This is a genomic window from Xinfangfangia pollutisoli, assembly GCF_020179405.1.
GTDB classification, from domain to species: Bacteria; Pseudomonadota; Alphaproteobacteria; order Rhodobacterales; family Rhodobacteraceae; genus Pseudogemmobacter; species Pseudogemmobacter pollutisoli.
The window spans coordinates 1-15707 of sequence record NZ_JAICBZ010000086.1 but is presented as its reverse complement, the minus strand read 5'-3'; the positions used below and the strand labels follow the sequence as shown (position 1 = coordinate 15707).

Below are 15707 nucleotides of genomic sequence, written 5' to 3'. Positions count from 1 at the left end.
CAGATCGGCAGCCGGATCGCCCTCGCCCGCCGCATCGACCGCCGTCGCCGCCGAGAAATTGCGCCCCGCCGCTGCCAGCACCACGCCGTCCAAGCCCGGCTCGGCCGCCTCGGCCAGCGCCTGCATCAGCGCCCGGCGCATCCCCACGCCCAGCGCATTGGCAGGCGGATGATCAAACACGATCACCAGAACCCGGCCCTCCGGCCCCGCCCGTTCGGTTCTGACCTCGCCCCCCTCAGCGGCCATTCTGCCTGCAACCCCGCCGCCCAACACCTGACAGACCCGAGTTAACAAGCAATGCCCGTGACTTGGCAAGCCTTGCCGGCCCAAAGTCCCGCCGCAAGGGCCCGCCGCGAAGCCCCGGGGCCGCCGTCACACCGGCATATTGTCGAAACCGGCCTCGATCTCGGCCTCGATCTCGCGCCGCCGTGCCTCGTCCCGGGGTGGGGCCGCCATGCCGGCCAGCGCGCCCGGCACCACGCCCGGGATCATCGCCGCAAGCGCCAGCATTTCCGCCTGCAAGGCGCCCAGCGCCGCACGCTGCCCGGTCATGGCCAGATCGGTCAGACCTTCCGTCATCTGCCGCACGAGATCGCGGTCCTCTTCTCCGGTCATCTTATCCTCCCCCTTCTGGTCTTTCGCCCTTGCGGGCTTTCGCGCCCCAGCGGCGCGCGCAGGCCTAGGTCCCGGCCGCGCAGCTGCGGCACAGCGGCGTCCAGGGCAGCACATCCAGCCGCTCGGGCGCGATCTCGGCGCCGCAGCGGGCACAGAAGCCGTATTCGCCCTGATCCAGCCGCGTCAGCGCCGCCTCGATCATCCGCAATTCCTGCTGGCCGGACAGGCCCGAGGCTTCCAGCACCTCATCACCTTCCCGCTCGACCGCCAGTTCTTCCCAATCGCGGTTGTTGTGCGAATCAAGCTCGGTCTCGATCGCCGCCAGCCGGCCGGTCAATTCCGCGCGCCGCGCCGTCAATGCGGCCCGGCGCTCTTCGGCCCTGTTTTCGATCGCCGACATGCGACACTCCTTTTTCTGTGCGGAACCTGGCATTTTCCTGCCGCAACCGCCTTGACGCAGATCAAGACCCGCCGCGCACATATTCAAGACTGGTAATTCGAGACCCGACTCCCTAGATTGACCTTGACAGGATAGCGCATTCCGGTCGGCTTGCGGCGAAATCTGTAAGGCTCCGGCCGAAAAGAAGGAGAAGCGCCGATGCCCGCGCCCATGCAGCCCGAAGTCCATGCCTTCTTTGACGAGGCCACCAACACCGTCACCTATGTGGTGCGCGATCCGCAGGGCAGCGCCTGCGCGGTGGTCGATTCCGTTCTGGATTTCGACTATGCCTCGGGGCGCACCGACACCCGTTCGGCCGATGCGGTCGTGGCCTTCGTGCGCGACAAGGGCTGGACGACCGAATGGCTGCTGGAAACCCATGTCCATGCCGACCACCTGTCGGCCGCGCCCTATCTGCAGGACCGGCTGGGCGGCAAGATCGGCATTGGCGACCGGATCACCGTGGTGCAGGACACGTTCGGCAAGATCTTCAACGAGGGCACCGAATTTCAGCGCGACGGCAGCCAGTTCGACAGGCTGTTCGTCGAGGGCGACACGTTCATGATCGGCCAGCTGCGCGGCGAGGTGCTGCATACGCCCGGCCATACGCCGGCCTGCCTGACCTATGTGATCGGCGATGCGGCCTTTGTGGGCGATACGCTGTTCATGCCCGATTACGGCACGGCGCGCTGCGATTTCCCCGGCGGCTCGGCCGAGGATCTGTGGGACTCGATGCAGAAGATCCTGGCCCTGCCCGACGCGACCCGGATCTTCGTCTGCCATGATTACAAGGCGCCCGGCCGCGACCAATATGCCTGGGAAACCACCGTGGCCGAGGAACGCGCCCGCAACATCCATATCGGCGGCGGCAAGACCCGCGCGGAATTCGTCGAGATGCGGCAGAAGCGCGATGCGACCCTGTCGATGCCGAAGCTGATCATCCCCTCGCTGCAGGTGAACATGCGCGCGGGCCAGATGCCCGAGCCCGAAGAGAACGGGCTGAGCTACCTGAAAGTGCCGGTCAACGGCCTGTAGGACCGCGCGATCCCGCCCGCAGGGGTCGCGACCGGCGCTTGGGTCTTTCGCGCCGGGCCCGGCGCTTCTATTCTGGGCGCAAGCCCGCCAGCAAGGATGCACAGATGGACCTTCGCCCGCTGACCGCCGATTATGCAGTCTCGCCCCAGATCACCCCCGAAGACCTGCCCGCGATCAAGGCCGCGGGCTATGTGATGGTGATCGACAACCGCCCCGATGCCGAGATCCCGCCCGATCTGCACACGCCGGTGATGCAGCAGGCGGCCGAGGCGCTGGGTCTGGTCTTCGTCGCCAATCCGGTGATCGGCGGCGCGATGACGCTGGACAATGTAAAGGCCCAGTCCGAGGCCCGCGCCCGTGCCGGCGGCCCGGTCTTCGCCTATTGCGCCTCGGGCAACCGCTCGTCCTGCGTCTGGGCCCTGGGCGAGGCCGGGCATCAGCCGACCGACGATCTGATCGGCATCCCGGCGCGCTTCGGCTACAATCTGGAACCGCTGCGCCCGCAGATCGACGCGCTGGCGGCCGCCAAGGCGGGCTGAGGCACGACCCCTTCCGCAACAAGCGATCCTTCGCGAGAGGGATCGGCGAAAAATCAAAGGCCCCGCGGCAGCGCCGCGGGGCCTGATCTTTGCCTGCCGCCAGACTTACAGCTTGGAGGCGACGGCTTCCCAATTGACCAGCTTGTCCAGGAAGTTGGTCAGATAGGCCGGCCGCTTGTTGCGGAAGTCGATGTAATAGCTGTGTTCCCAGACGTCGCAGCCCAGAAGCGCGGTCTGGCCGAAGCACAGCGGGTTCACCCCGTTCTCGGTCTTGGTGACCTTCAGGCTGCCATCCTTGTCCTTCACGAGCCAGGCCCAGCCCGAGCCGAACTGACCCGCACCGGCGGCGGCGAAATCTTCCTTGAACTTCGCGACCGACCCGAAGGCCTCGGTCAGCGCCTTTTCCAGCGCACCGGGGATCTTCTTGTCTTCGCCCGGGCCCATCACTTCCCAGAACAGGTTGTGATTCCAGTGCTGCGAGGCGTTGTTGAAGATGCCGTTCTGGGCGACCGCACCGGCCTGATAAGTGCCCTTGACGATGTCTTCCAGCGACTTGCCTTCCCATTCGGTGCCGGCGATCAGCTTGTTGCCATTGTCGACATAGGCCTTGTGGTGCAGGTCGTGGTGATATTCGAGCGTCTCCTTCGACATGCCAAGCGATGCCAGCGCATCATGGGCATAGGGAAGATCGGGAAGGGTGAAAGCCATGGTCCTGCTCCTGTTCGGGGAATTGACTGCGTCGAATAAGGGCCTTCGGGCAGGCAAGGTCAACCCCTGCGGGCGGCCCTTCGGGGGATAACCCCCGCACAGGCCCCGGGTTCCCTGCGCACGGAAGAATATGCCGGGCGGAAGCGCCAGCCCGCCCTGGCGACCGGCTCAGGTTTTGGCCACCCGGCAGCTGCCCTGAACCAGATGCAGGTCGGTCTGGTATCGCCCCATCACCCAAGAGCTGATCTGCGCCTGAAGACTTGCCTTGTCGATGCTGAGCCGAAACTCCGAATTCGCCGACCGTCTTCCCGGCGGCTTCAGCCGCAGCGTCCAGGAGATATTGACCCGCGGCCCCTTCCCTTTTTCCAGCTTCGCCTCGATCGGCGCCCCGTATGCGGCCTCGACCATCGGATCCGAGACCAGGGCGCTTTCGCCCCAGGTCCAATAGGACACCGCCAGAACCTCGGGTAAATAGCTGCGCTCGGCTTCGGGAACCGAGAATACGCATTCATAGATGCGCAGCACATTCTTTTCGGCCCGGGCGGGAATCGCCGACAAAGCGATCACCCCGCAGGTCCAGATCAGGCGTCGCACCATCGCGATCCCACCGGCAGAAAAAACCACTGTCACAGGCCGGTCAGGATTTGATCTTCTTGCACGTGCCCTGGGCCGTATAAGTGCCCTCATAGCCTTGCGGAATCGCTGTCAGCATCGCCTTCATATCGGCCTTTGCCATGGTCAGACGATAGATCATCGTGGTCTTCTGATTTGACGCGCTCGACGCCTTGACCGTCCAGGACATCGTCAGCCGATTGGCCGTATCGTTTGAAATCTTGGCATCGATCGGATGGCCAACATATTCATGAATGATCCCGTCATAGACCACGATCGAGGTCTTTTCCGGCGCATAGGAAAAGATCACATTCTCGGCCAACCAGCCGCCATTGGCCGGGATCTGGCGGAAGGTGCATTCATAGGCCTGTTCGGCCGAATGGGCCAGGCCCGTACCGGCAACAAGCAGGGTTGCCGCCGAAAGGGCCATTGCAGCGGCAGAGCGAAGGAAATTCATAATTCACCTGACATCGGATTCTTTCCGGTCAGAGTTTCAGCCGCATTCATCGCCGTCAAGACGGCGTATTTGCCCTGACGGATTTAATTCAGCTCCGATCCCGGCTGTGCCGAATGGGACAAAAGCCCCATCACATAGCCCGCGACCGAGCGGAAGGCGACCAGCGTGAAGCCTCCCTCGCCCGCCCAGATCGCCGCCGGCACCTGGGCCGCGCGCGAGCGGCGCAATTCGCCGGGCTCCAGCCGGTCGAAATCCACCGGCATCAGCTTGCGCAAGACCTGGTCGGCGGTCTCGCCCTCGATGCGGAACACGCAGCGCGCATCCGAGACATCGACGGCCAGATAATGGCTGCCCTGCAGCCCGGCCTCCAGCGCCGCCAGCGCCGCAGGCAGATCGGCATGGGGCAGAACCAGCAGAAACTCGTCCGGCCCCATCCAGCCGATGCCGCGGCCCGCATCGGCCGGGCCTTCCCAGACCATGCGCCGTGGCGCGGGAAGCGCAAGGCCCAGCGCCGCCTTCACCGCCTTGTCCAGCCCCTTGGTGCCGGCCTTGGCGCGCAGCGTGATCATGCCCAGGGGGCCGATCTCGCGCACACGGGCAAAGCCGTCGAACGATGCGCCCTGCAGCGCGGTGACGGGTTCAGACATCCTGCTTCTCCCCCTTCGGGTCGTAGAATACCGGGCTTGTCACCCGCGCCTGCACCATGCCCTTGCCATCGGCCGTGGTGAATTCGACAATCTCGCCCATGCGCCCAGGCCCGTTCTTCAACAGACCCATGGCGATGCCCTTCTTCAGCGTGGGCGACAGGTAGGTCGAGGTCACCCGCCCCTGCACATTGCGCTGGCCATTGCCGTTCACACCCGGCGCCGGAACATAGGCGCCATCGGCGATCACCGATCCGTCCAGCGTCTCGAAGCCCACCAGCTTCCAGCGCTCGGGGCTGGCCAGGAAGCTGCGTTCCTGCCCGCGCTTGCCCAGGTAATCGGCCTTCTTCTTCGAGATCGCCCAGTCCAGCCCCAGATCCTGCGGGATCACCGTGCCGTCGGTTTCGTCGCCGATCATGATGAAGCCCTTCTCGGCCCGCATCACATGCATCGCCTCGGTGCCATAGGGCTGCAGGCCCAGATCGGCCCCGGCCGCGAGCAGCGCCGCCCAAAGCGCCGCCCCCTGGCCTGCGGGCACCGCCAGCTCATAGCTGAGTTCGCCCGAGAAGCTGATCCGATAGGCCCGGACCGGGAAGCCGCCCAGAGTGCCCTCGGCGAAACTCATGAAGGGCAGCGCCTCTTTCGACAGGTCCATGCCGCCAAGCCGCTCCAGCAGCTGGCGCGCCTTGGGTCCGACCACGGCGATCTGGGCAAATTGCTCGGTCAGATTGGCGGTGAAGACCTGCCAGTCCCACCATTCGCATTGCAGCCAGTCCTCCATCCAGGCGTGGATGCGGTCGGCCCCGCCCGAGGTGGTGTGGCACAGCCAGCTGTCATCCGACAGCCGCACCACGACGCCGTCATCCGACAGGAAGCCCTGTTCGTTGCACATCAGCCCATAGCGGCATTTGCCGACCGGCAGGGTGGACATGACATTGGTATACAGCATGTCCATGAAGCGGCCCGCATCGGGGCCCTTCACCAGGATCTTGCCCAGGGTCGAGGCGTCCAGCATCCCCACATTGCTGCGGGTGTTCAGGATCTCGCGGTGAACCGCCTGTTCATGCGTCTCGCCCGCGCGCGGATAGCAATAGGGCCGGCGCCACAGGCCCACGGGTTCCAGATAGGCGCCCTGGGCCTGATGCCAGTCCTGCATGGGCGTGCGGCGCAGCGGCTGGAAGATCTCGCCCCGCGCCTCGCCCGCCAGCGCGCCCAGAGTGACGGGCGTATAGGGCGGGCGGAAGGTGGTGGTGCCGACGGCGGGAATGTCTTCCGACAGGGCGCCGGCCAGAACGGCCAGACCGTTGATATTCGACAGTTTCCCTTGATCGGTCGCCATGCCCAGCGTGGTGTAGCGCTTGGTATGTTCGACCGACTGATAGCCCTCGCGCGCGGCAAGCTGCACGTCGCTGACCTTCACGTCATTCTGATAATCCAGCCACATCTTCGCCTTCAGCGCGGCCCCCGCGCCCTGCGGCATGATCCAGACCGGATCCATCGGCGCCTCGTCCGCCGGTTCGGCCCGGCCAAGGGGCGTGGTGCCCGGCTTCAGGCCCAGGGCCTTGACCGCCACAAGGCCGGTCTCGACCGCATCGGCCAGGGCCTCGGCCGCCGAGAGCGCGCCATTGGCGGCCCCGGCCGGGTAGACCAGCGGGCTGCCGTCATGGGTCAGCGGCGGACGGTCGGGATCGGGGCGGAACATCGCCCGCTTGCGATCCCATGTCAGCTTGCCGCCGCAATGGCTGTAGAGATGCACCACCGGCGACCAGCCGCCCGACATGGCGACGGCATCGCAAGAGATTTCGTCCAGCACCGCGCCCTCGCCGGCCTGCAGGCCGATCGACACGCCGGTCACCCGCTTGCCGCCCTTGACCTTGACCACCGCGCGCCCGGCATGAACCGCAATGCCCAGCGCCCGGGCCCGGGCCGGCAGGGCGCCGGTCACCTCGGCCCGCGCGTCGATCACCGCGGGCACCGAAAGCCCGGCCTCGACCAGCGCGATGGCGGTGCGGTAGGCGTCATCATTGTTCGTCACCACCACCGTGCGGTCGCCGGGCGAGACGGCCCAGTTCACCACATAGTCGCGCGCCGCCGAGGCCAGCATCACGCCGGGCAGATCATTGCCGGCGAAAGACAGCGGCCGCTCGATCGCGCCGGTCGCGGTCAGCACCTTGGCGGCACGGATCCGCCAGAGCCGCTTTCTCGGCCGCCCGTCGCCGGGCGTGTGATCGGCCACGCGCTCTTCGGCCAGCACATAGCCATGGTCGAAAACGCCATGGGCCATGGTGCGGCTGCGCAGCGTCACATTCTCCATCTTTTCCAGCGCTTGCAGCGTGGCGTTGATCCAGTCCGCCGCCGGCGCCCCGTCGATCACATCGCCATCAACCGGCGCGCGCCCGCCCCAATGCGGGCTTTGTTCCAGCACGATGACCCGCGCGCCCGAGGCGCCCGCGATCCGCGCCGCCTGCAGGCCGGCCACACCGCCGCCCACGACCAGAAGGTCGCAATAGGCATAGGCCTGTTCGTAGCGGTCGGCATCCGGATCGGTCGGAACCTTGCCCAGTCCGGCCGACTGGCGGATCACCGGCTCGAACACATGTTTCCAGAACGGGCGCGGATGCATGAAGGTCTTGTAATAGAACCCGGCCGGCAGGAAGCGGGCGAAGGCGTTGTTCAGAACGCCGATATCCAGCTCAAGGCTTGGCCAGTGGTTCTGGCTGGTCGCGGCCAGCCCGTCGAACAGTTCGGTCGTGGTGGTGCGCTGGTTCGGCTCCAGCCGCGCGCCCGTGCCCAGGTTGACCAGCGCATTGGGTTCTTCGGCGCCCGAGGCGACGATGCCGCGCGGACGGTGATACTTGAAGCTGCGCCCCACCAGCATCTGGTCATTGGCCAGCAAGGCCGCCGCCAGCGTATCCCCGGCAAAGCCGCGCATGCGCTTGCCGTTGAAGGTGAACTCCATCCCTGCCGAGCGGTCGATCAGCCGCCCGCCCTTTGCCAGACGCGTGCTCATTTCCAGCCCTTCCACTGCGGCCGTTTCGCCTTGATCTTTTCCACCAGCTCGGCCGGCGGTTCGCTGCTTTGCGCCGGATAGGTTCCGAACACTTCAAGCGTCGCGGTGCAGCGCGCGGCCAGGAACCACTTGCCGCAGCCATAGCTGTGCCGCCAGCGTTCGAAATGCACGCCCTTCGGGTTCTGCCGGGCAAACATGTAGTCTTCGAATTCCTCGGGGCTCGATCCCGGGCCGAAGCGCTTCAGATGCGCCTCGCCGCCCGGAGACAGTTCCGTCTCTTCGGCCTTCACGCCGCAATAGGGACATTCCAGGATCAGCATCGGCGGGTCTCCACAGGAAGAAGGGCGGGCGCCACAGCAAAAAGGGCGGGCGCCAGAAGGCACCCGCCCGAGAAGGGGCGACCCGAAAAGGTCGTCAGGTCAGTTGCTGGCCGGCGGAGCGGCCGGAGCGGGTTCCGCCGGAGCAGCCGGAGCGGCTTCCGGAGCAGGTTCCGGCGCGGTTTCGACAGGCGCGCCGGCCGCGGGGGCGTCGGGCGCTTCGATGGTGACATTGTTGGTGTCGCCCGCCGGGCTGCCGGCCGGGCTGGGCGCATCGGCGCCGGACAGCACGGCCCAGACGATGATGAGAACGGCGACAGCCAGGGCGCCAAGGATGAAGCCGGTGGCACTGCCGCCCGAACTTTCGACGGTGCGGGTGTCACGGACATAGGTATTGTGGTTGGTATGGTCGGACATTTGGGTGTCTCCATGCAGATCAGGTTCTGCCGGCTAACGCCCGTCCTGCGGCAGGGGTTCCCGCCGCTGTGTCCGCACGCAGATTTCTGCCGATCGGTCGGCATCAATGCGCCACCCCGGCCGCCACCGACTCGTCGATGAACTGGCCTTCCTTGAAGCGCCACATGTTGAATTCGGCCGCCAGCGGCCCGGGCTCGCCCTTGGCCACCAGTTCCGCCATCGCCCAGCCCGAGCCGGGAATGGCCTTGAACCCGCCCGTGCCCCAGCCGCAATCGATGAAGCAATTGCCGAGCGGCGTCTTCGAGATGATGGGCGAGCGGTCGCCGGTCATGTCGACGATGCCGCCCCATTGCCGCAGCATCTTCAGCCGCGAGATGATCGGGAAGGTCTCGATCAGGGCGCGCAGGGTTTCCTCGATATGCTGGAAGCTGCCGCGCTGGGTAAAGTTGTTGAACCCGTCGGTGCCGCCGCCGATGACCAGCTCGCCCTTGTCGGATTGCGACATGTAGCCATGCACCGTGTTGGCCATCACGACGACGTCGATGCAGGGCTTGATCGGTTCCGAGACCAGCGCCTGCAATGCCACGGCTTCCAGCGGCAGGCGGAAGCCCGCCATTTCGGCCAGTTGCCCCGAATGGCCCGCGACCACGATGCCCAGCTTCTTGCAGGCGATCGACCCTTTGCTGGTCTCGATCCCGGTCACCACACCATTGGCCGAGGTCACGCCCGTGACCTCGCAATTCTGGATGATGTCCATGCCCATGTCGGAACAGGCCCGCGCATAGCCCCAGGCCACCGCATCATGCCGCGCCGTCCCGCCGCGTTCCTGGTACAGCGCGCCCAGAACCGGGTAGCGCGGCCCTTCGATGTTCATGATCGGCACCAGCTGCTTCACGCGCTTCGCGTCGATCCATTCCGTCGCCACGCCCTGCAGGCGGTTGGCATGCACCGTGCGCTGATAGCCCCGCACCTCGTGATGGGTCTGCGCCAGCATCAACAGCCCCCGGGGGCTGAACATGACGTTGTAGTTCAGATCCTGGCTCAGGCCTTCGTACAGTTGCAGCGCCTTGTCATAGATGGCGGCCGAAGGGTCCTGCAGGTAGTTCGAGCGGATGATCGTGGTGTTGCGGCCGGTATTGCCGCCGCCCAGCCAGCCCTTCTCGATGATCGCGACATTGCGGATGCCGTGGTTCTTGCCCAGGTAATAGGCCGTGGCCAGACCGTGGCCGCCCGCGCCCACGATCACCACGTCATAGGCTTTCTTCGGCTCGGGGCTGCGCCAGGCGCGCTCCCAGCCGCTGTGATAGCGCATTGCCTCGCGGGCGATGGCAAAGACCGAATAGCGCTTCATCTGGGATACTCCGGATCGCGGGTGGGCAGAGTCGCAGCACCGCCGCTTCGCCCTGCCCCCTCTTGGAACGCCGATGGCTTATAGCCCCGCCTTGCCGCGGCACAATCGGGAAAAAAGCGACATCCGCGGCCCGGCGGCGACCTGCCGCAGCCCTGCGCGCCCCCCCGCCCGCGCCGACTGCGGCGAATGGGCCCTTTTGCGCCGCCGCCCCAGCCTATAGATCAGGGGAGATGCGGCAAAAACGGGCAGGCGGCGAAGCGGATGGAAAATATGGCCTTCTGGTCGGTGGCGGCTGTCTTGACCCTGGGGGTCACCGGGCTGCTGATCACCGCAGCGCTGCGGGCGAAAACCGCCGGAGCCGCCGCTTCGGCGCAGGATGTCCGGATCTATCGCGATCAACTTGCCGAGATCGACCGCGACCTGGCGCGCGGCACGCTAGAGCCGGCCGAGGCGCAGCGCGCGCGCACCGAAATCGCCCGCCGCCTGCTTGAGGCCGACCGCAAGTCGGGCGCGGTGGCCGCGGCCACCGTGGCGCCGCGCTCGGCCTGGCTGGTTGCGGTGCTGATCGCCCTGGCCATGGCCGGCGGCGTGGCCTTCTACGCCCGCACCGGCCTGCCCTGGTATCCCGACATGCCGATTGCCGAACGTCTGGCCCAGGCCGATGCCGACATGCGCGTGCGCCCCGCGCAGGCCGAGTATGTGGCCAAGCTGCCGCCGCTTCAGGCGCCCGAACCGGATGCGGAATTCAAAGAGCTGATGGAAAAGCTGCGCGCCGCCGTCGACCCTGCCACGGCAACCGATCCGCGCGGGCTGGAGCTTCTGGCCCGCAACGAGGCATCGCTCGGCAATTTCGACGTGGCCGCCACCGCGCAGCGCCGCCTGATCGAGGTGAAGGGCGATGCCGCCACCGCCGAAGACCATGGCGCGCTGGCCGAAATCCTGATCGCCCAGGCGCAGGGCTATGTCTCGCCCGAGGCCGAGGCAGCGCTGACCCGCTGCCTGCAGCTTGATCCGAAGAACGGCCCCGCGCGCTATTATGCCGGGCTGATGTTCGCCCAGGGCGGCCGCTACGACCGCGCCTTCCTGCTGTGGGACCCGCTGCTGGCCGAAAGCCCCGCCGATGCGCCCTGGGTGCCGGCGATCCGGGCCGAGATCGAACAGGTGGCGCAGCTGGCCGGCATCTCCTACGCGCTGCCGCCCCTGAAGGGGCCGTCGGCCGGCGATGTCGAGGCCGCGGCCGAGATGTCGCCCGAAGACCGCCAGGCGATGATCGAGGGCATGGTCGCGCAGCTGCAGGACCGGCTGGCCAGCCAGGGCGGCTCGGCCGAGGAATGGGCGCAGCTGATCCGCGCCCTGGGCATGCTGGGCCGGCTGGAAGAGGCGCAGAAGATCTATGCCGAGGCGAAGACCCAGTTCCAGGGCCGCGCCGCCGAACTGGCGGTGGTCGAGCAGGCCGCCGCCGCCGTGGACCTGGCGCCATGATCTGCGCCGATCTGGACGCGCTGGCCGCGGCCCTGCCCCGCTCTGGCGCCGTGGCGGGGCTGGATCTGGGCGAGAAGACCATCGGCGTGGCGATTTCCGACCTGCGCCGCAGTGTGGCCACGCCGTCGACGGTGATCCGGCGGGTGAAATTCACCCTCGACGCGGCCGAACTGCTGGCGCTGGTCACCGCGCGCGAGGTCGCGGGGCTGATCCTGGGCCTGCCCCTGAACATGGATGGCAGCGAAGGCCCGCGGGTGCAATCGACCCGCGCCTTCGCCCGCAATCTGGAAAAGCTGACGCCGCTGCCCATCGCCTTCTGGGACGAGCGTCTGTCCACCGTTGCCGCCGAACGCGCGCTCCTTGAGGCGGATACGTCGCGCAAGCGTCGCAAAGAGGTGATCGACGCCGTGGCGGCAGGCTACATTCTGCAGGGCGCGCTGGACCGGATGGTGCAGATGGCGCGCGCCAGAGATGACGGGTGATGGACGGATCGTGAAGGACGAGGTCTGGAAACGCGACGAGGTGCAAAGCCCCTGCGTCAAGCTGTGCCTCATCCATCCCGAGGCGCGGATCTGCGTGGGCTGCCACCGCACGATCGACGAAATCTCGGCCTGGTCGCGGCTTTCGCCCGAGGCGCGGATCGCGATCATGACCGAATTGCCCGGCCGCAAAGGCCAGTTGGCCCAGCGCCGCGGCGGCCGCCAGGCGCGGCTGGAGCGGCCCGAGGGCTGAGGCCGAAGCCGGGGGCGCTTCGCCCCCCGGACCCCCCGAGGATATTTGGACAGAGAGGAAGGCAGCAGAGAAAGGCCTGCTCCGCAGCCTTCCTCTCTGCAAAAATATCCCCGCCGGAGGCACGCACGAGCCGGTTGGCCGCAGGCCAGAGGCGAGAGGAAAAAAACCTGCGGCGTCAGCCGCACGATTGAATCAGCGGCCCAGTCGCCGGGTGATCTTGCTGACCTGCCGGGCGCGTTTGGCCAGATCGCGGGCCGATTTGGCCTGGTCGCGCTCTTCCGGGGTCATCTCGGCGGGGGATTTGCCACGGCGGGCGGCGTAATCGACGCCCATATTGATCCCCTTGTTCACTGCGCGGCGCAGGAACATGTTCATCAGCTGCTGCAGAAGCCGGTTCAGATCCATCGTCTCTCTCCGCCTCAATCCTCGAACAATTCGCTTTGGCCGCTGGTCGCCTCGTCCTCTTCCGCCCCGTCGCGCGACGCGCCAAAGCTGGGGCCGGGGCGGCTGTCCAGCAGGCCTGCGGCGCGCAATTCCTTGATCCCCGGCAGGTCGCGGGCCGATTCCAGCCCGAAATGGTCCAGGAACGTCTCGGTGACGACGAAGGTCACCGGCCGGCCCGGCGTCATCCGGCGGCGGCCAAGCCGGATCCATTCCATCTCCATCAGCTGGTCGATCGTGCCGCGCGACACCGCAACCCCGCGGATCTCTTCGATCTCGGCGCGGGTGACCGGCTGGTGATAGGCGACGATGGCCAGCGTCTCGATCGCGGCCCGGCTGAGCTTGCGGGTCTCGACCGTTTCGCGGCGCATCAGGAAGCCCAGATCGGGCGCGGTGCGGAAGGCCCAGGCATCGCCCACTTTCACCACGTTGACCCCGCGCCCCTCATAGCGCTTGCGCAGATAGACCAGCGCCTCGGCCGGATCGGCGCCATGCGGCATGCGCTGCACCAGGTCGGCCACCGTCACCGGCTCGGTCGACGCGAACAGGATCGCCTCGACCATCCGCTCTTGCTCGGCAATGGGCGGTGCTTCGAAAAGCGTGCGTTCCTCGTCGGTGTCGGTCATGACGGCACCCGGCGGATCTGGATCGGCGCGAAGGTTTCGCCCTGGCGCAGCACCAGCTGGCCGCGTTTGGCCAGTTCCAGCACGGCGGCGAAATGCGCCGCGGTCGAGGACCGCCGCGCCATCGGCGTTGCATCCCAGCCTTCGGGCAGGAAAGTGGTCAGATCGGCCCAGTCGCCGGCATAGCCGATCAGCCCGCGCATCCGCTCCAGCGCCTGTTCCATGGTGAAGACATGCTCGCGGTCCATCACGAAGGGGCGGAATTCGTCCTTGGTGCGAATCCGCGCATAGGCGCGCATCAGATCCAGCAGCGTCGCGTCATAGCTGACCTTGCGGTGCAGGCTGACACCTTCGGGCAGGCCGCGGGCAAAGAAATCGCGCCCCAGCCGGTCGCGCGCCATCAGCCGCGCCGCGGCTTCGCGCATCGCCTGCAGCCGTTCCAGCTGGAAGGCCAGATGGGCGGCCAGATCCTCGGCCGAGGGGCCTTCCTCGCCGGGTTCGGGCGGCAGCAAAAGGCGGGATTTCAGATAGGCCAGCCAGGCCGCCATCACCAGATAATCCGCTGCCAGTTCGATCCGCAGCGTGCGGGCGCGTTCGACGAAGCCCAGATATTGCTCGGCCAGCTGCAGGACCGAAATCCGCCGCAGATCGACCTTCTGGGTCCGGCTGAGCGTCAGCAGAAGGTCCAGCGGGCCTTCGAACCCGTCGACATCGACGATCAGCGCCTCGGCCGCCATGCGTTCGGTCGGCGACAGAAGTTCGGGCGCCGTCCAATCCTCGGCGGCGGGCGCGGCTTGGGGCGGGGCGTCAGACATGCGGCTCTCGGGCGATCAGATCCGCAAGCTGGCGATCGAGTGCCGCCATGTCAACCTCGGGCGCGGGGCGGCGCGCGGCCAGCGCGGCGCGGGCGCGGGTCTGGGCGGCGGTGGTCAGATCGCCACAGGCGCCTGCCACCTCGACCATCTGCGCCAGATCGCCCTTGCAATGCAGCGCGATATCGCAGCCGGCCGCCATCGAGGCCGCGGTGCGCTGTGCCAGGCTGCCCGCCAGCGCCTCCATGTTCAGATCGTCGGTCATCAACAGGCCGGCAAAGCCGATCTCCTGGCGGATCACCTCGATCATCCGGGGGCTTTGCGTCGCGGGCCGGGTGTCGAAGGCCGAGAAGACGATATGGGCGGTCATCGCCATCGGCAGGTCGGCCAGCGCCCGGAACGGGGCGAAATCGCTGGCGGAAAGCTCGGCGGCCGAGGCGGTGACGGTGGGCAGGTTCAGATGCGTGTCGGCGACCGAGCGGCCATGGCCCGGCAGATGCTTCATCACCGGCAGGACGCCGCCCTGCAGATAGGCATCGGCCACGGCGCGGGCGATTTCGGCCACCCGGGCCGGGTCGCGGCCATAGCAGCGGTTCATCAGGAAAGGATGGGTCTCGGGCCGGGCGATATCGGCCACCGGGGCGCAATTCGCGTCGATCCCGACCGCGCGCAATTCGGCCGCGATGATCGCCGCCCGCAGCGCCAGAACCTGCGCGGCCCTGGGCCCCGCGGCTTCGGCCGTGTCCAGGGGCGGCGGCCAGTCGCGCCACTGCGGCGCGCGCAGGCGCTGAACCCGGCCGCCTTCCTGGTCGATCAGCACCGGCGCATCGCGCCCCACCGCATCGCGCAGATCGGCGGTCAGCCGGCGCAGCTGGGCCGGGTCTTCGACATTGCGGGCAAACAGGATGAAGCCGAACGGATCGGCGTCGCGGAAGAAGGCGCGTTCCTCGGGCAAAAGCACCGGGCCCGCGCAGCCGAAAATCGCCGCGCTGCGGCCGGTCGCGGTCATCTATGCGCCACGGGAATGCAATTCGCGCCCTCGGTCACCAAAGCCGAGCAGAAGCGCCGCGCATCGTCTTCGGAATCGAAGCCATAGCCGCGCAGCCGGTAGAAGGTGCGCCCGCCGCTTTCGGCGGTCTGGATCACCATCGACTTGCCGGTCATCAGTTCGGGGAAGCGGCCGGCGATGCGGGTCCATTCCGCCGCGGCCAGCGCCTCGGTGTCGAAGGCGCCGAACTGCACCAGCCTTGTGCCCGGCGCCAGGATGGCGGGGTCGATGACCTGGGGCGGATCGGGGGTCACCGCGGCCACAGGCGCCGCGGCCTGCTGCGGGCGGGCATGCGGCCGGGGCGAGCGGGTGATCGCGCCTTCGGGCGGCGGATTGCCATTCGCGTCCAGCGCCACCGCTTCGACCGGCTCTTCCGGGGCGGCCTCGGTCTCGCCCAGGGCGGCGCCCATGGCTTCGGCCAGGGC

General features: G+C 67.4%; 21 protein-coding genes. 5 read left to right on the top strand and 16 right to left on the bottom strand.

The genetic code is table 11. The annotated features are described in order from the left end of the window. From K1Y73_RS18380 to K1Y73_RS18370, 3 genes are all read right to left on the bottom strand, one after another. Positions 1-246 (bottom strand): Clp protease/crotonase-like domain-containing protein (locus K1Y73_RS18380; RefSeq protein WP_404819105.1); only part of this gene is annotated, 246 nt, incomplete at its 3' end. 126 nt (positions 247-372) lie between these two features. Further along, entirely contained in the window at positions 373-615 is a 243-nt protein-coding gene (locus K1Y73_RS18375) for a hypothetical protein (protein WP_225029765.1), read from the bottom strand. 64 nt (positions 616-679) lie between these two features. Beyond that, complete coding sequence (locus K1Y73_RS18370) at positions 680-1015, bottom strand: TraR/DksA family transcriptional regulator (RefSeq protein WP_225029764.1); 336 nt, start codon at positions 1013-1015, stop codon at positions 680-682. 210 nt (positions 1016-1225) lie between these two features. Here K1Y73_RS18370 and K1Y73_RS18365 point away from each other — a divergent pair, with 210 nt between their 5' ends. Together K1Y73_RS18365 and K1Y73_RS18360 are read left to right on the top strand one after the other, a co-directional pair. Then, the gene (locus tag K1Y73_RS18365; RefSeq protein ID WP_225029767.1) at positions 1226-2089 is read left to right on the top strand and encodes an MBL fold metallo-hydrolase; all 864 of its coding nucleotides are present in this window, start codon (positions 1226-1228) and stop codon (positions 2087-2089) included. 104 nt (positions 2090-2193) lie between these two features. Continuing rightward, a complete protein-coding gene (locus K1Y73_RS18360; RefSeq protein WP_225029763.1) occupies positions 2194-2628 on the top strand; it encodes a TIGR01244 family sulfur transferase in 435 nt (144 codons plus the stop codon). Positions 2629-2733: 105 nt separating this feature from the next. Here the strand turns inward: K1Y73_RS18360 and K1Y73_RS18355 are convergent, their stop codons facing one another. The 8 genes from K1Y73_RS18355 to K1Y73_RS18320 all read right to left on the bottom strand — a co-directional run bounded on the left by K1Y73_RS18355 (position 2734) and on the right by K1Y73_RS18320 (position 10144). Then, positions 2734-3336, bottom strand: coding sequence for a superoxide dismutase (locus K1Y73_RS18355; RefSeq protein ID WP_225029762.1), 603 nt, complete (start codon positions 3334-3336; stop codon positions 2734-2736). A 168-nt stretch (positions 3337-3504) separates the two neighbouring features. After that, the gene (locus tag K1Y73_RS18350) at positions 3505-3930 is read right to left on the bottom strand and encodes a hypothetical protein (protein WP_225029761.1); all 426 of its coding nucleotides are present in this window, start codon (positions 3928-3930) and stop codon (positions 3505-3507) included. A 43-nt stretch (positions 3931-3973) separates the two neighbouring features. After that, the gene (locus K1Y73_RS18345) at positions 3974-4378 is read right to left on the bottom strand and encodes a hypothetical protein (protein ID WP_225029760.1); all 405 of its coding nucleotides are present in this window, start codon (positions 4376-4378) and stop codon (positions 3974-3976) included. 110 nt (positions 4379-4488) lie between these two features. After that, a complete protein-coding gene (locus K1Y73_RS18340) occupies positions 4489-5052 on the bottom strand; it encodes a sarcosine oxidase subunit gamma (protein ID WP_225029759.1) in 564 nt (187 codons plus the stop codon). Further along, complete coding sequence (locus tag K1Y73_RS18335) at positions 5045-8059, bottom strand: sarcosine oxidase subunit alpha family protein (protein WP_225029758.1); 3015 nt, start codon at positions 8057-8059, stop codon at positions 5045-5047. Before K1Y73_RS18335 ends, K1Y73_RS18340 begins: the two co-directional genes overlap by 8 nt. Beyond that, on the bottom strand, positions 8056-8379 hold the full coding sequence (locus K1Y73_RS18330) for a sarcosine oxidase subunit delta (protein WP_225029757.1): 324 nt from the start codon (positions 8377-8379) through the stop codon (positions 8056-8058). The genes K1Y73_RS18335 and K1Y73_RS18330 overlap by 4 nt, the downstream gene beginning before the upstream one ends. A 99-nt stretch (positions 8380-8478) precedes the next feature. Next, positions 8479-8793 (bottom strand): hypothetical protein, encoded by a 315-nt coding sequence (locus K1Y73_RS18325; RefSeq protein WP_225029756.1) that lies wholly within the window; start codon positions 8791-8793, stop codon positions 8479-8481. A 103-nt stretch (positions 8794-8896) separates the two neighbouring features. Continuing rightward, on the bottom strand, positions 8897-10144 hold the full coding sequence (locus K1Y73_RS18320) for a sarcosine oxidase subunit beta family protein (protein WP_225029755.1): 1248 nt from the start codon (positions 10142-10144) through the stop codon (positions 8897-8899). Between the two features lie 261 nt (positions 10145-10405). Between K1Y73_RS18320 and ccmI the strand changes: the two genes are divergently transcribed. The 3 genes from ccmI to K1Y73_RS18305 are packed head-to-tail and all read left to right on the top strand — an operon-like array spanning position 10406 to position 12358. Continuing rightward, complete coding sequence (gene ccmI, locus K1Y73_RS18315; protein WP_225029754.1) at positions 10406-11626, top strand: c-type cytochrome biogenesis protein CcmI; 1221 nt, start codon at positions 10406-10408, stop codon at positions 11624-11626. Continuing rightward, positions 11623-12108: a Holliday junction resolvase RuvX gene (gene ruvX / locus K1Y73_RS18310; protein WP_225029753.1), complete on the top strand. Its 486-nt coding sequence runs from the start codon at positions 11623-11625 to the stop codon at positions 12106-12108. The genes ccmI and ruvX overlap by 4 nt, the downstream gene beginning before the upstream one ends. A 10-nt stretch (positions 12109-12118) precedes the next feature. Further along, positions 12119-12358 (top strand): DUF1289 domain-containing protein, encoded by a 240-nt coding sequence (locus tag K1Y73_RS18305; protein WP_225029766.1) that lies wholly within the window; start codon positions 12119-12121, stop codon positions 12356-12358. A gap of 192 nt (positions 12359-12550) precedes the next feature. On the opposite strand, the gene K1Y73_RS18300 is transcribed toward K1Y73_RS18305, so the two are convergent. The 5 genes from K1Y73_RS18300 to K1Y73_RS18280 all read right to left on the bottom strand — a co-directional run. Continuing rightward, positions 12551-12763: a hypothetical protein gene (locus K1Y73_RS18300; protein WP_225029752.1), complete on the bottom strand. Its 213-nt coding sequence runs from the start codon at positions 12761-12763 to the stop codon at positions 12551-12553. 14 nt (positions 12764-12777) lie between these two features. Then, complete coding sequence (gene scpB / locus K1Y73_RS18295) at positions 12778-13425, bottom strand: SMC-Scp complex subunit ScpB (protein WP_225029751.1); 648 nt, start codon at positions 13423-13425, stop codon at positions 12778-12780. Next, complete coding sequence (locus tag K1Y73_RS18290) at positions 13422-14237, bottom strand: segregation and condensation protein A (RefSeq protein WP_225029750.1); 816 nt, start codon at positions 14235-14237, stop codon at positions 13422-13424. Before K1Y73_RS18290 ends, scpB begins: the two co-directional genes overlap by 4 nt. Then, positions 14230-15243 (bottom strand): beta-N-acetylhexosaminidase, encoded by a 1014-nt coding sequence (gene nagZ, locus K1Y73_RS18285; protein WP_225029749.1) that lies wholly within the window; start codon positions 15241-15243, stop codon positions 14230-14232. Before nagZ ends, K1Y73_RS18290 begins: the two co-directional genes overlap by 8 nt. Further along, positions 15240-15707: SPOR domain-containing protein (locus K1Y73_RS18280; protein ID WP_225029748.1), on the bottom strand; the 468-nt coding region annotated here is incomplete at its 5' end. The genes K1Y73_RS18280 and nagZ, both read right to left, overlap by 4 nt.